Raw genomic sequence first — 14187 nt, forward strand, 5'->3', positions numbered from 1 at the left:
CCTTGTTGTGCGGTGGGTGGTCCGAGAACCCGTCGGACCGACGGGAAAACTAGGGGAGGGTCACGACCTGCGCGGCCCAGGTCAGGCCTGCGCCGAAGCCGATCTGCAGGGCCAAACCGCCGGGCTCGACCTCGCCCTCCCGGAGCATGCGCTCCATGGCGAGCGGGACGGACGCCGCTGACGTGTTGGCGGTGGTGACGATGTCGCGGGCCACGGGTAGGTCCTTGGGCAGGCCGAGAGCCTTGACCATCTGGTTGATGATCCGCACATTGGCCTGGTGGGGGATGAAGGCGGCCAGGTCCTCGGGCTTGACGCCCGCGGCGTCCAGCGCGCGCTGGGCCTCCTTGGCCATCGACCACACGGCCCACCGGAAGACGCTGGGGCCCTCCATGACGATCGCGGGCCACGGCAGGGCCCGGTCGCCCGCGAGGGTCATCCAGGAGTCGCGCTGCGCGATGAGGTGCTTCTGATCGCCGTCGCTGCCCCACACGGTCGGCCCGATGCCCGCGGTCTCGCTGCGCGAGACGATCGCGGCACCGGCGCCGTCGCCGAAGATGAAGGCAGAGCCACGGTCGGTCGGGTCGGTGAAGTCGAGCATCTTCTCCACGCCGACGACGAGCACGTGCTCGGCGGTGCCGACCCGGACCATGTCGTTGGCCACCGAGATGCCGTGGCAGTACCCGGCACAGGCGGCGGAGATGTCGAAGGCCGGTGCGCGAGAGCCGAACCGGGCCGCGAGCTCAGGGGCGGCCGCGGGCGTCTGGTAGGGGTGGGACACCGTCGCGACGATGACTGCGTCGACCTGGTCGGCGGACACCCCGGCGTACTCGAGTGCGCCCCGCGAGGCGTGCTCGGCCATGTCGACGACGCTCTCGTCGGGAGCCGCCTTGTGCCGTGAGGCGATGCCGGAGCGCTCGCGGATCCACTCGTCGGAGGAGTCGATGGCGTCGACGATCTCGCTGTTGGGCACCACGCGTTCGGGGCGGTAGGCGCCGATACCGGTGATCCGGGCATGGTGGAGGACGTCGGGGACGCCGAGCGTGCTCATGACAGACCGTCCTGCGGGTGCATCCGCAGCAGCGGCTGGCCGGGGGAGACCGGGTCGCCGTCCTCGACGAGCCACTCGACGACCGTGCCGGCGTGGCCGGAGCGCACCTCGAGGGAGTCCCGAAGGGAGGAGACGTGGGCGACGACATCGCCTGCCGCGACCTCGGAGCCGGGCTGCACGGCGGCGACCTTGACCATGCCCTTGACGGGTGAGGTCACCAGACGCCAGGTGGGCTGGGAGGCCTGACGGCTCGAACCGTGCTCACGGACCATGCGGCGGGCGGCATCGAGGTCGTCGGGGGTCTTCAGTGCGAGCACCTCGACCCCCTTGAGTCCGCGCTTGGCCAGACCGGTCAGGGCTCCGGCCGGCGGGATCTCGATGATGCCGGTGACACCGATGTCCTTCAGCGTCTCCATGCACAGGTCCCAGCGCACCGGGTTGCTCACCTGGCTCACGATGCGACGCAGGACCTCCGGCCCGGAGTGCACGACGCTCCCGTCGACATTGGACACGATCGGGACGCGGGCGTCGTGGGTCGAGACCGCACGCGAGAGCCGGGCGAGGTCGGCCACAGCGGGCTGCATGTGCTCGGTGTGGAAGGCCCCGGCGACCTTGAGCGGCATGACGCGCGCCTTGGCGGGCGGGTCCTCGGCGAAGGCGGCGAGCTGCTCCAGCGTGCCTGCGGCGACCACCTGGCCGGCGCCGTTGACATTGGCGGCCGTCAGGCCGTGCTTCTCGATGCTCGCGAGGACCTCCTGCGGGTCGCCGCCGAGCACGGCGCTCATGCCGGTCGGGGTGATGGTGGCCGCCTGGGCCATGGACCGGCCGCGCTCGCGGACGAGGACCATCGCCTGCTCGGCGCTGATGACGCCGGCTGCCGTGGCCGCGGTGATCTCGCCGACGCTGTGCCCGGCGCCTGCACCCACGACACGGAAGCCGTCAGCCGGGTGCTCGAAGAGCGCGAGGAGGGAGAGCAGTCCGGCAGCGACGATGAGTGGCTGCGCCACCGCCGTGTCCTTGATCGTCTCCTCGTCGGAGGTCGTGCCGTGCGCGGCCAGGTCCATGCCGGCGACCGTCGAGAGCCAGTGGAGTCGATCTGCCACACCGGGCAGCTCGAGCCAAGGAGAGAGAAAACCGGGCGTCTGGGACCCCTGACCGGGGCAGGTGATGGCGAGCACGTCTCAAGAGTCCCGCGAGGAGGGTGGTGGGGGCGACACCAACCCCACCAGAGAATCACCCGAGGCTCTTGGAGGGATCCTCCAAGATCGCTCCGAGGGCAAGAGCGATCCGCACGGTGAAGGCCTCGTGCGGGTCGGTGAGGTCGTAGTCGATGATGTCGCTGATCCGGCCCAGCCGGTAGCGCACCGTGTTGACGTGGACGATCAGTGAGCGAGCGGTTGCCTCGAGGCCGGGGGACTCCAGGTGGGTGCGGGCGGTCTCGAGCAGGCTCGGGTGCTCCTCGAGGGCGACCTGGACCTGCTCGACGAGGGTGACCCGTGCCAGGTCGTCACCGGCGATGGCGCGCTCGGCGAGCAGGTCGTCGGCGGCCACCGGCCGCGGACGTCCCGGCCATCCGGGTGCAGCGACGTGCCCGGCCACCGCGGCATGTGCGGAGAGCGCGCCGTCGGTCAGGTCATGGACGAGCGGACCGTGCACGAGATCCCCCTCGGCGAAGCAGTGTGCGAAGGCGCGGGCCATGGCGGGCGGCTCCGTCACCCCGCCGACGACGGCGACGAGACGGGCGCCCTGCACGCCGACCAGGACCGGCAGGTCCAGACGTCTGGCCGTGGAGTGCACCTGACCGACCACCGTCGACGGATCGTGCTCGTCCTCGCCAAATGTGGGTGAACCTCCCACCAGCACAACGACATTGGTGACATCGCCCCATCCGAGGGCGGCTGCCCTGGACCGGATCGACTCGTCCACCTCGCCGCGCATGACGGCGTCGATGACGAGCGACTCCAGGCGGGCGTCCCAGGCCCCGCGCTGCTCGGCCGCGTTGGCGTAGATCTGGGCCGCGCCGAAGGCGATCTCCTGGGAGTAGCGCAGGACCGCGATGCGCAGGTCGGTGTCGTCGCCGGGGCGGGCGAGCTCCTCGACCCGCTCGTCGACCACGTCGACGACGGAGCGGGCCAGCTCCAGGGTCTGGGCCAGGCTGATGGTGCGGGTCAGCTCGCGCGGGGCCGCGCCGAAGGTCGTCCGGGTGTCGGCGGGGGCGACCCCGTCGAGCCACTCGATGAAGTTGGCGATACCGGCCTGCGCCACCAGCGCCACCCAGGACCGTTGCTCGGCGCCGAGCCGGGCGTACCACTCGTGGTTGGCCTCGAGGCGCTGCGTGGCAGCCCGAGCCAGGTCACCCCCGCTGCGGCGGACCTGACGGCGGGTCGTGAGGGAGACGAGGCCACGGCGCGACATGCCCCGAGTCTATGTGTGACGTGCACAAGGCGTGACCGGGCCGAGTCCTGCCCCGCGCCTTGGCGGCGCTCGAAAACGCCGCGTGGTGGCAGGTCGTCCACTGCCGAAGGGAGGAGGCCGGCCCCCGCCGAAGTCCTTCGTCATCCTGCACGCGCAGGTTGTCGTGACTGACTTCGGTTTGATGGGGGCCGACCCCCTCCCTTCGTCCGTTCCCGCTCGTGGACGAGCCGTGGGAGGCGGTCCGGCTCAGTCGGTGCCGAACTCCATGGCAGCGCGGTCGAGAGCGTCGTCCAGGTCGTCGACGTCCTTGGCGGCCGGGTTGGAGGCGATCAGGTCGCCACCGCCTGCCTCGAGCTCGCCCATGATCTCGAGGTAGCCACCGCTCAGCTGGTCCTGCGCGGCATAGACCTCGAGCTTGCTGCGGCTGTCGGCGATGTCGAGGTTGCGCATCGTCAGCTGACCGATGCGGTCGACGGGACCGAAGGCGGCGTTGTCCGTGCGCTCCATGGACAGCTTGTCCGGGTGGTAGCTGAAGTGCTCACCGACGGTGTTGAGGATCGTCCAGTCCTCTCCGCGGCGCAGACGCACGGTGACCTCGCCCGTGACGACCGAGGCGACCCACCGCTGCAGCGACTCGCGCAGCATGAGCGCCTGCGGGTCGAACCAGCGGCCCTCGTACAGCAGCCGGCCGAGACGCCGACCCTCTGCGTGGTAGGCGGCGATCGTGTCCTCGTTGTGGATCGCGTTGAGCAGGCGCTCGTAGGTCATGTGCAGCAGGGCCATGGCCGGGGCCTCGTAGATGCCGCGGGACTTGGCCTCGATGATGCGGTTCTCGATCTGGTCGGACATGCCCAGACCGTGGCGACCACCGATGGTGTTGGCGGCCATGACCAGGGCCACGGCGTCACCGCCGAAGTCGTCGCCGTTGATCGCGACGGGGCGGCCGCGCTCGAAGCGTACGGTGACGTCCTCGGTCTCGATGGCGACCTCGGGGTCCCAGAAGCGCACGCCCATGATCGGCTGGACGATCTCGAGCGACTCGTCGAGGTGCTCGAGGGTCTTGGCCTCGTGCGTGGCACCCCAGATGTTGGCATCCGTGGAGTAGGCCTTCTCCGCGCTGTCGCGGTAGGGCAGGTCGCGCTCGGTGAGCCACTCTGACATCTCGTGGCGACCACCGAGCTCGGTGACGAAGTCGGCGTCGAGCCACGGCTTGTAGATGCGCAGGCCCGGGTTGGCCATGAGGCCGTAGCGGTAGAAGCGCTCGATGTCGTTGCCCTTGAAGGTCGAGCCGTCGCCCCAGATCGAGACGCCGTCCTCCTTCATCGCCCGCACGAGGAGCGTGCCGGTGACGGCACGCCCGAGCGGGGTGGTGTTGAAGTAGGTGCGCCCGCCGGTGCGGATGTGGAAGGCGCCGCAGGCGATCGCGGACAGGCCCTCCTCCACGAGGGGGGTCTTGCAGTCGACGAGGCGGGAGAGCTCGGAGCCGTACTGGCCGGCACGACCGGGGATCGACTCGATGTCGTCCTCGTCGTACTGGCCGAGGTCGGCGGTGTACGTGCAGGGCACCGCCCCCTTCTCGCGCATCCACGCGACAGCAACGGAGGTGTCGAGACCGCCGGAGAAGGCGATTCCGACACGTTCACCAACAGGGAGGGAAGTCAGTACCTTGGACACGAGGGCCAGCCTAGGTCCTCGCGCGTCGGGAAGCTGCCCCGGTCCATCACACGGGGCGAAGGGGGCCCTCCCGTGCGTTCATCGAGTGCTCACGTGGCCGTCACGGCGGCGTCGGTCTCCGGTGCCGGTGAGGCGCCTAGCGTCCCGGCCATGCACTCGACGAAGATCGCGACCGGGATCGTGGCTGCTGCCACCATCCTCGCGCCGGCCACCGCCACCGCCACCTCCGAAGCAGCTTCGACCTCGCAGGTCCTCTCCTCCTCCGGCAACCCGGGCTACCGCGAGAAGGGGATGTCCGACCCCCTCGTCATCGCCCACCGCGGCGCGTCCGGCTACCGCCCCGAGCACACCCTCGCCGCCTACGACCTCGCCGTCGAGCAGGGTGCCGACTACATCGAGCCCGACCTGGTCATGACCAAGGACGGAGTGCTCGTCGACCGCCACGAGCCCGAGATCGGTGGCACCACCGACGTCGCCGACCACCCCGAGTTCGCCGACCGCAGGACGACCAAGCAGCTCGACGGTGCGTCCGTGACCGGTTGGTTCGTCGACGACTTCACCCTCGCCGAGCTGAAGACCCTGCGCGCGAAGGAGCGTCTGGGCGACCTGCGGCCCGGGTCGAGCGGCTACGACGGCCAGTTCGAGGTGCCGACCCTCGAGGAGGTGCTCGCCCAACGTGAGCAGCTCTCCCGCAGCACGGGTCGCGTCATCGGGATCATCCCGGAGATCAAGCACTCGACCTACCTGCACTCGGAGGGCTTCGACCCCGAGGCCGAGGTCGCCCGGCTCGTCAAGGCATTCCACCTCGACCACCGCAAGGCCCCGATCTGGGTCCAGTCCTTCGAGCTGACCGCCCTGAAGTCCCTGCGCGAGCACGGGTACCGGGGCAAGAGCACCTTCCTGACGACGGTCAAGGGCGGCCCCTACGACCTGCACGAGCAGGGCACGTCCTACGCCGAGCTGACGACCGCCGCGTCCATGCAGGAGCTGTCCCTGTGGATCGACGGCTTCGGCCCGGAGAAGAATGCGGTCATCGCCCGCAACGCCGACGGCACCCTGGGTGAGCCGACGAGCTTCGTCGCCGACGCGCACGCCGCCGGGCTCAAGGTGACGCCGTGGACCTTCCGCGCGGAGAACACCTTCCTCCCGACCGACTACCGCACCGGCTCCGACCCCGCGACCCATGGGCGGTTGGCCGACGAGGTCACGCGCTTCTTCGAGGTCGGCGTCGACGGCGTCTTCTGCGACCAGCCCGACATCTGCGTCGAGGCACGCGAGGACTTCCTCGACGCAGGCTGAGAGGACCACTCTTCTGCGTGAACCTGTGGTTAGGTATGCCTAACCACAGGTTCACGCAGAGGGAGATTCATGTGAAGGACTGGGCAGAGCTGGCCAGGACGGTCGTCGCGGGCGCGAGTGCGATCGACATCGGGATCCTCGGGCACCGGGCGCCCGTGGCGCGGCATGCGACCGATGGCACGGGGGCGCTCCTCTTCTCACTCGAGGAGGTGGCGCCCGAGTGCGCCCACCTCGTCCGACCCGGCCAGCGCGGACCGCTCGTCGACGCCAGCGCAAGCGACGTGTCGTCGGTGCCGCACCGCGAGCGGGTGCGTGGCCGGGTCGAGCTGACCGGCAGGGCGCAGGTCATGCCCGGGCCCGTGTGCGAGGAGCTGCTCGACCACCTCGGGCTCGACGAGGGGCAGCCGGTCGGGCGGCTCGTCCCGGACACGATCACGCTCGAGTGGTCCGTGGAGTGCCGGGCCACCCGGCCAGCGCTGGTTGACGTCGCCGTCGCCGACTACGTCGCGGCCGAGGTCGATCCGCTCGCGGGCTGGCAGGACGGGTGGATCACCCACCTCGACGGGACCCACCGGGAGGACCTGCGGCGGCTCGTCGAGCGTGAGGTGCAGCCGGTGGCCACGGTGCGGCCGGTCCTGGCCGACGCCGACGGACTCGTCCTGCGCGAGTACGTCGGGACCTGTCGTCGCGACATCCGGGTCGACTTCCCCGGTCGGGTCGGGTGCGGCTGCGAGGCGCAGGCAGCGCTGAAGAGCCTGCTCTCGGTCACCGCCCGGGGCTGAGCATCAGCAGGCGACGCGGGCTCGCGGCGCCGCTGCCCGAAGGGCGCTCAAACAGGGGCGAGCCGCTGGTGCGGCCGCGGCGGCAGCTCGACGTCGATGGGGTCACCGGGCCGCACGGTGCCGCTGCGCTCGACGACTGCCATGACGCCGGCTCGGCGCACGATGCCGACACCGTCGACACTCTCGACCCCACCGGTGGGGCCCAGCTCCACATCGGAGTCCGAGGCGACCCCGTCGACCCGGCGGACGACGAGCCCCAGCAGCCCGCGAGAGTACTCGTCGATCTGCCGGCACGGGTTGCGCAGCCCGGTCAGGCGCACGGTCGCACCGCCCAGGTGCAGTCGCGTGCCCTCGGGGAGACCGAGCAGGTCCAGTCCTGCGGTGAGGACGTTCTCGCCGAGTGACCCCGGACCGATGTCGTGCCCGGCACTCCGGGCCTCGTCCAGCAGAGCCCCCTGGACGAGGTGCACCTGGCGCAGGTTGGGCTGGTTGGGGTCGCGTCTGACCCGCGAGCGGTGCTGCACCAGGGTCCCGGCATGGGCGTCGCCGCGCACCCCGAGGTCCTCGACGAGCTCGATGGCCTCGCAGGGCTGCTTGCTGAAGCGGTGCAGCTGGTCACGGCTCACCGACATGACGAAGGGGGTGTCCACGCCCGTGATCCTGCCACGGTGGTGGACACCCCCTTCGTCTGCAGCGTGCGTCAGGCGTCGCCGCCGGCGTTGCCGGAGGTGCCGGCGCTGACGTCGAGCAGGCGGTACTTGTCAGCCGCCTTGCCCGGCACGTCCTCGGCCACCCAGCCGCGGTCGGCGAGCATCTGCAGGGCCCGGACGGTCATCGAGGGACCGTCGACGTGGAAGTAGCGACGGGCCGCAGCCCGGGTGTCGGAGAAGCCGAAGCCGTCGGTGCCGAGCGCCGAGAACTCCTCGGGGACCCACGGGCGGATCTGGTCCTGGACCTGCTTCATGTAGTCCGAGACCGCGACGACCGGGCCGACCGCACCCTCGAGGGCCTGGGTGATGTACGGCGTGCGCCGCTCGGCCTCGGGGTGGAGGAAGCGCTCCTGGTCGCAGGCCATCGCCTCGCGGCGCAGCTCGCTCCAGCTGGTCACCGACCAGACGTCGGCGACGACGCCCCAGTCGTCCCTGAGCAGCTGCTGTGCCTCGAGCGCCCACGGCATGCCGACCCCGCTGGCGAGCAGCTGGCACCGGGGCGGGGTGTCGCCCAGGCCGGAGTCGTCACCCGCGGAGTAGCGGTACATGCCCTTGAGCAGTCCGGCGACATCCAGGCCCTCGGGCTGGGCCGGCTGCACCAGCGGCTCGTTGTAGAGGGTGAGGTAGTAGATGACATTGCGGCTCGAGTCGCCCTTGGGCGCGTCGCCGCCGTACATCGTCTCCAGACCCTGACGCATGATGTGGGCGATCTCGAACCCGTAGGCCGGGTCCCAGGCCACGACGGCGGGGTTGGTCGCCGCGAGCAGGGGGGAGTGGCCGTCAGCGTGCTGCAGGCCCTCACCGGTCAGCGTCGTGCGACCGGCGGTGGCACCGAGCATGAAGCCGCGCGCCATCTGGTCGCCCGCGGCCCAGATGCTGTCGCCCGTGCGCTGGAAGCCGAACATCGAGTAGAAGATGTACATCGGGATCATCGGCTCGCCGTGCGTGGCGTAGCTCGTCGCGGCGGCGGTGAAGGCAGCCACCGAGCCGGCCTCGTTGATGCCGGTGTGGATGATCTGGCCCTGCTCCGACTCGCGGTAGGCGAGCATGAGGTCGGCGTCGACCGAGGTGTAGTTCTGGCCGTGCGGGTTGTAGATCTTCTTCGTCGGGAAGAAGGCGTCCAGCCCGAAGGTGCGGGCCTCGTCGGGGATGATCGGCACGATCCGGTCGCCGAAGTCCTTCTCCCGCATGAGGTCCTTCAGCAGCCGGACCCACGCCATGGTCGTGGCGATCTCCTGCTTGCCCGAGCCCTTGGCCATCTGGGCGTACTTGTCGTCACCGGGCAGCGTCGGCGTCGTGTACTCGACCCGGCGCTGGGGCAGGCCGCCGCCGAGCTTGCCGCGGCGCTCCTTGAGGTACTGGATCGCCTCGTCGCCCTCGCCCGGGTGGTAGTAGGGCGGCAGGTAGGGGTCGGCCTCGAGCTGCTCGTCCGAGATCGGGATCTTCAGGCCGTCGCGCAGGCCCTTGAGGTCGTCGAGGGTCAGCTTCTTCATCTGGTGGGTCGCGTTGCGCCCGGCGAAGTGCGTCCCCAGGCCGTAGCCCTTGATCGTCTTGGCGAGGATGACGGTCGGCTGACCGGTGTGCTCGGTCGCCTCGCGGTAGGCGGCGTAGACCTTGTTGTAGTCGTGGCCGCCACGCTTGAGCTTCCACCACACGTCCTCGTCGGACCAGTCCTCGACGAGCTTGCGGGTGCGCGGGTCACGGTTGAAGAAGTTCTCGCGCACGTACGCGCCGTCGTTGGCGCGGAAGGTCTGGTAGTCGCCGTCGGGCGTCTGGTTCATGAGGTTGACCAGCGCGCCGTCGCGATCGGACGCCAGCAGCGGGTCCCAGCCACGGCCCCAGACGACCTTGATGACATTCCAGCCGGCGCCGCGGAAGTAGGCCTCGAGCTCCTGGATGATCTTGCCGTTGCCACGGACCGGTCCGTCGAGGCGCTGCAGGTTGCAGTTGATGACGAAGGTGAGGTTGTCCAGCTCTTCGAAGGCGGCCGTCTGGAGCAGGCCGCGGCTCTCGGGCTCGTCCATCTCGCCGTCACCGAGGAAGGCCCACACGTGCTGCTGCGAGGTGTCCTTGATGCCGCGGTTGTGCAGGTACTTGTTGAACTGCGCCTGGTAGATCGCGTTCATCGGGCCGATGCCCATCGAGACGGTGGGGAACTCCCAGAAGTCGGGCATCAGCCGCGGGTGCGGGTAGGAGGGCATGCCGATGTCGCCACCGTTTGCCAGCCGGTGGGCCTCCTGCCGGAAGCCGTCCATCTGGTCCTCGCTCAGACGTCCCTCGAGGAAGGCGCGGGCGTACATGCCGGGGGAGGCGTGCCCCTGGAAGAAGATCTGGTCGCCGCCACCGGGGTGGTCCTTGCCCCGCCAGAAGTGGTTGAAGCCGACCTCGTAGAGGGTCGCCGCGGAGGCGTAGGAGGAGATGTGGCCGCCGACGCCGACCCCGGGGCGCTGGGCGCGGTGCACCTGGACGGCCGCATTCCAGCGGATCCACGCGCGGTAGCGGCGCTCGACCTCCTGGTCACCGGGGTACCACGGCTCGTTGGTCGGCTTGATCGTGTTGACGTAGTCGGTCGTCGTCAGCGACGGGACCCCCACGTTCTTCATCCGCGCACGCTCCAGCAGTCGCAGCATCACGTAGCGGGCGCGATCGAGCCCGGAGTCGTCGATGAGGGCATCGATGGAGTCCAGCCACTCGGCGGTCTCCTCCGCATCGATGTCCGGCAAGTGGGTGGGGATGCCGTTGAGGATGGGTCCGTCGCTGAGGTAATCCGCTGAGCCGGGCACGTCGTCGTCCTTTCAAGACCGGTCCGCCAGAGGTGACGGCGGACACAGCCACTATCCCGCGTCCGTGGCAGTCGTCACAAACCGGGCTCGCCCCCCGAGATGCGTAGGGGGTGGCTGTAGGCGGTCGCGCGCTCCCCACGAACGAAGCCCAGCAGGGTCAGACCGCTGCGCTCGGCGACCTCCACGGCGAGCGATGTCGCCGCAGAGACGCAGGCCAGGACCGGTACCCCGGAGACGGCGGCCTTCTGCGCGATCTCGAAGCCGGCCCGGGAGGAGACGAGCAGGGCGTGTCCGCGCAGGGGCAGACGCCCTTCGCGGGCCGCCCACCCGATGACCTTGTCGACGGCGTTGTGCCGGCCGATGTCCTCACGCACCACGAGCACCTCACCCCGGGCGTCCAGCAGGGCAGCCGCGTGCACGCCGCCGGTCGCCTCGAACACCTTCTGCCGCAGCCGCATTGCCGCCATGCCGGCGTGGATCGCCTCGAGCCCGAAGTGGGCGTCGTCGGTCGAGGGCGAGTGGGGGAGAGCCGCCAGCAGGTCGTCCACCGAGGTCGACCCGCAGACGCCGCAGGCGCTCGTCGCCACCTCGGTCCGCTCGGTGATCGGCCGTCGGAGCGAGACCCCCGCCGCCAGGGTCACCTCGACGACGTTGAAGGTCGGCGACCCGTCGGGCCCGGTGTCGGTGCAATGCATCATCGTCGCGACGTCGTCCCCGTCGCCGATGAGCCCCTCGGCCACGAGGTGGCCGAGCGTGAGGTCGAAGTCGTCCCCGGGCAGGCGCATCGTCGTCGTCACCGTCGTCGACGGCGGGCGAAGGGGGTTGCTCCCCGCGGGGATGCCCTGCGTCGGCAGCGCCGCCACCCTGATCTCGAGCGGTTCCTCGACCGCGACGGACTCGATACGGGTCCCTGAACGGTCCCCGACCCGCTGCACCTTCAGGCGCTGCGTCATGCGTCCCATCTCTGCACCCTCCTCCGGTCGCCCACGACGCCAGCCTACGGATCCCGTCTGGTGTGATGGTGCCGTGGATGAGCAGCCGGCAGGCCCCCCTTCGATCTCGCCCCCTCCCAGCCCGACCGTGCTGCGGTTGCAGGGAGGTGAGGGCGCGGACTGGCAACCGGTCTCGCCGAAGCTGGCCAGGGTGCGACGCGTCACCGCGACCGCGACACTCCTCCCGGTGTCCCTCGCGCTCGCCTTCTCGGCCGTCCACCTCTGGTGGTGGCTGGCCGTCGGCGCCGCCGTCCTGGTCCTGCTGTGGGCCTGGCTGATGTGGCTGCTCGGGGTGCAGGTGCGCGCGATCAGCTGGGCCGAGCTGCCCGAGGAGCTGGCGATCCGCAAGGGGCGCGTGTGGCGCCGCCTCGTGACGATCCCCTACGGCCGCATCCAGTACGTCGACCTCACCTCCGGTCCCTACAAGCGTCAGGTGGGTCTGGCCGACATCACCGTCAACACCGCCTCGCCCGCGAGCAGCGGCGACATCCCCGGCCTGCCCGCAGAGGTCGCCGAGGAGCTGCGAGTGCGTCTCGCGGCCCGCGGCGAGGCGCAGCGGGCGGGCCTGTGACCGACGAGGGTTTCGTCCGGGTCCACCCGGTCTCGCCCTTCATCCGCGGCGGGCTCATCGTCCTGGGCGTCGTCGGCTACTACGTCAGCCAGCAGATCGACTCCATCGCGGGGGCCATCGGCGGACTCGACGGAGGCGGTGGCCAAGGAGGCGGAGGACGCTGGGTCCTCCTCCAGGGCGGCATCCTCGTCCTGGTGGTCCTCGGCGCCGTCGTGCTCGGCCTCACGTCATGGTGGTTCACCCGCTACCGGCTCGGGGACGACAGCATCGAGATGCACACCGGTGCGCTCTTTCGCCAGCACCGGCAGGTGCGCTACGACCGCATCCAGGCCGTGGACATCGTCCGGCCGCTCCTGGCCCGTCTGACCGGCCTGTCCGAGGTGCGGGTGGAGTCTGCCGGCGGAGGTGACTCGCACCTGTCGATCGCCTACCTGCGGGTCGCTGACGCCGAGGCCATGCGAGAACTGCTCCTCGGGCTCGCGGAGCGCGTCGGAGCGACGTCAGGGGCGGCCGCACCCGTCGACGCCGGTGAGGCGGTCGGCACACCCGTGCCGGCGTCCCAGCACCTGCTGTCGGTGCCGCCCGCGCGGGTGGTCGCCTCGGTCCTGCTGAGCGGGGAGGCGATCGTCATCGTGGTGGTGGCGGTGGTCGCGATCGTCCTGGCCGTCGCCGGGCTGGGCCCTGCGGTCGGAGGAGCCCTCCCGCTGCTGGTCATCACCGCCGGTCGCGCGCTCGTGCGACTGACCCGATGGTGGGGGCTGACCGTTCAGCTGCGGGGTTCGACCCTGACGAGCCAGCGCGGCCTCACCGACACCCGGACCTCCTCGGTCCCGCTGCACCGGGTCCAGGCGGTGGCGATCGAGCAACCCTGGCTGTGGCGACGCAAGGGCTGGTGGTCGCTCGAGGTCAATGTCGCCGGGGCCGAGATCGGCTCGGCCTCCGAGGGAGCGTCGGACAGCGAGCTGGTGCCGGTCGCGACGACGGGCGAGGTCATGCGGCTGCTCGAGGTCCTCACCGGGGACCCGGTGACGACCGCCGAGGTCGGTTCCCTGATCGCTGGCACGCCGGCGGACTTCGTCGGCCAGCCACGCCGAGCCCGCTGGCTCCACCCCTTCGCGCACCGCCGCATCGGCTACCTCGCGGGGGAGCGGGCGGTCATCACGCGCGGCGGGTGGCTCGACCACTCGATCCAGATCGTGCCGTGGGGACGGATCCAGTCACTGACCCTGGCCCAGGGGCCGCTCTCGCGCCGGTTGGACCTCGCCAGCGCGCACTTCGTGAGCACCGTCGGGCCCGTCAGTCCGCACGTCACCCACCTTGATCGGGCCTCGATCGAGGCCCTGAGAGGGCACACCGAGGCCCTCGCGAGCCGCTCGCGACGAGACGAGTCAGAGGGCTCTGCTTGCTTCCCGCGCCCGGACACGGTGGACTGTCACCGATGAATGAGCAGCGAGCAGGAGAAGGGACCACGGTCGTGACGGGGCAGTCGACGGCGCAGGGCGAGGATCTCGCCCGGGACGCCGTGTCCAAGTTGGGCTTCGCCAAGGAGCAGATCGTCCAGGAATATGGCTGGGACGACGACTCCGACGAGGCCTTGCGAGAGGCCATCGAGGAGGTCGTCGGCGACCCGATCGAGGACGAGGACTACACCGGCGTCGTCGACGCGGTGATCCTGTGGTGGCGCGATGGCGACGGTGATCTCACCGACGCCCTCGTCGACACGCTGGGCACGCTGGCCGAGGGTTCCTCGATCGTGCTGCTCACGCCTCGCCCGGGCCAGGAGGACGAGGTCGACCCCAGCGAGGTCGACGAGGCCGCCACGACCGCCGGACTGCACACGTCCGGCAATGTCATGTGCTCCGAGCACTGGGTCGCCACCCGGCTCGCCGCCCGCAAGGGCGTCGCCTGATCGT

Annotated in this window: 12 protein-coding genes; 5 read left to right on the forward strand and 7 right to left on the reverse strand. The window is 70.6% G+C overall.

Annotated elements, in window-relative coordinates; genetic code table 11:
- Positions 1–49: 49 nt before the first annotated feature.
- The 4 genes from ASG73_RS10400 to argG all read right to left on the reverse strand — a co-directional run bounded on the left by ASG73_RS10400 (position 50) and on the right by argG (position 5137).
- A complete protein-coding gene (locus ASG73_RS10400) occupies positions 50–1048 on the reverse strand; it encodes a beta-ketoacyl-ACP synthase III (RefSeq protein ID WP_055994225.1) in 999 nt (332 codons plus the stop codon).
- Entirely contained in the window at positions 1045–2226 is a 1182-nt protein-coding gene (locus ASG73_RS10405; RefSeq protein WP_055994227.1) for an acyltransferase domain-containing protein, read from the reverse strand. Before ASG73_RS10405 ends, ASG73_RS10400 begins: the two co-directional genes overlap by 4 nt.
- 55 nt (positions 2227–2281) lie before the next feature.
- Positions 2282–3463, reverse strand: a complete 1182-nt coding sequence (locus tag ASG73_RS10410; protein ID WP_055994229.1) for a PucR family transcriptional regulator — start codon at positions 3461–3463, stop codon at positions 2282–2284.
- A gap of 246 nt (positions 3464–3709) precedes the next feature.
- Entirely contained in the window at positions 3710–5137 is a 1428-nt protein-coding gene (argG, locus tag ASG73_RS10415) for an argininosuccinate synthase (RefSeq protein WP_055994231.1), read from the reverse strand.
- Positions 5138–5287: 150 nt separating this feature from the next.
- On the opposite strand from argG, the gene ASG73_RS10420 reads away from it, so the two are divergent.
- Complete coding sequence (locus ASG73_RS10420; protein WP_055994645.1) at positions 5288–6436, forward strand: glycerophosphodiester phosphodiesterase; 1149 nt, start codon at positions 5288–5290, stop codon at positions 6434–6436.
- A 71-nt stretch (positions 6437–6507) separates the two neighbouring features.
- Positions 6508–7218, forward strand: a complete 711-nt coding sequence (locus tag ASG73_RS10425; RefSeq protein ID WP_055994233.1) for a hypothetical protein — start codon at positions 6508–6510, stop codon at positions 7216–7218.
- 47 nt (positions 7219–7265) lie between these two features.
- Here ASG73_RS10425 and ASG73_RS10430 read toward each other — a convergent pair whose 3' ends face one another.
- The 3 genes from ASG73_RS10430 to fdhD all read right to left on the reverse strand — a co-directional run bounded on the left by ASG73_RS10430 (position 7266) and on the right by fdhD (position 11664).
- Positions 7266–7868, reverse strand: a complete 603-nt coding sequence (locus tag ASG73_RS10430; protein WP_055994235.1) for an MOSC domain-containing protein — start codon at positions 7866–7868, stop codon at positions 7266–7268.
- A 50-nt stretch (positions 7869–7918) separates the two neighbouring features.
- Complete coding sequence (gene aceE / locus ASG73_RS10435; RefSeq protein ID WP_055994237.1) at positions 7919–10711, reverse strand: pyruvate dehydrogenase (acetyl-transferring), homodimeric type; 2793 nt, start codon at positions 10709–10711, stop codon at positions 7919–7921.
- 74 nt (positions 10712–10785) lie between these two features.
- Entirely contained in the window at positions 10786–11664 is an 879-nt protein-coding gene (gene fdhD / locus ASG73_RS10440; protein ID WP_235499411.1) for a formate dehydrogenase accessory sulfurtransferase FdhD, read from the reverse strand.
- Positions 11665–11737: 73 nt separating this feature from the next.
- Here fdhD and ASG73_RS10445 point away from each other — a divergent pair, with 73 nt between their 5' ends.
- From ASG73_RS10445 to ASG73_RS10455, 3 genes are read left to right on the forward strand one after another with little or no spacing between them, the layout of a single operon-like run.
- Positions 11738–12274 carry a PH domain-containing protein gene (locus tag ASG73_RS10445; protein WP_235499412.1) on the forward strand — a complete coding sequence of 179 codons (537 nt, stop codon included), beginning with the start codon at positions 11738–11740 and terminating at the stop codon, positions 12272–12274.
- Positions 12271–13716, forward strand: a complete 1446-nt coding sequence (locus ASG73_RS10450) for a PH domain-containing protein (protein ID WP_055994242.1) — start codon at positions 12271–12273, stop codon at positions 13714–13716. Before ASG73_RS10445 ends, ASG73_RS10450 begins: the two co-directional genes overlap by 4 nt.
- A complete protein-coding gene (locus ASG73_RS10455) occupies positions 13713–14183 on the forward strand; it encodes a DUF3052 domain-containing protein (protein WP_235499413.1) in 471 nt (156 codons plus the stop codon). The genes ASG73_RS10450 and ASG73_RS10455 overlap by 4 nt, the downstream gene beginning before the upstream one ends.
- Positions 14184–14187: the final 4 nt, after the last annotated feature.

This window comes from Janibacter sp. Soil728, from assembly GCF_001428305.1.
Taxonomy (GTDB): domain Bacteria; phylum Actinomycetota; class Actinomycetes; order Actinomycetales; family Dermatophilaceae; genus Janibacter.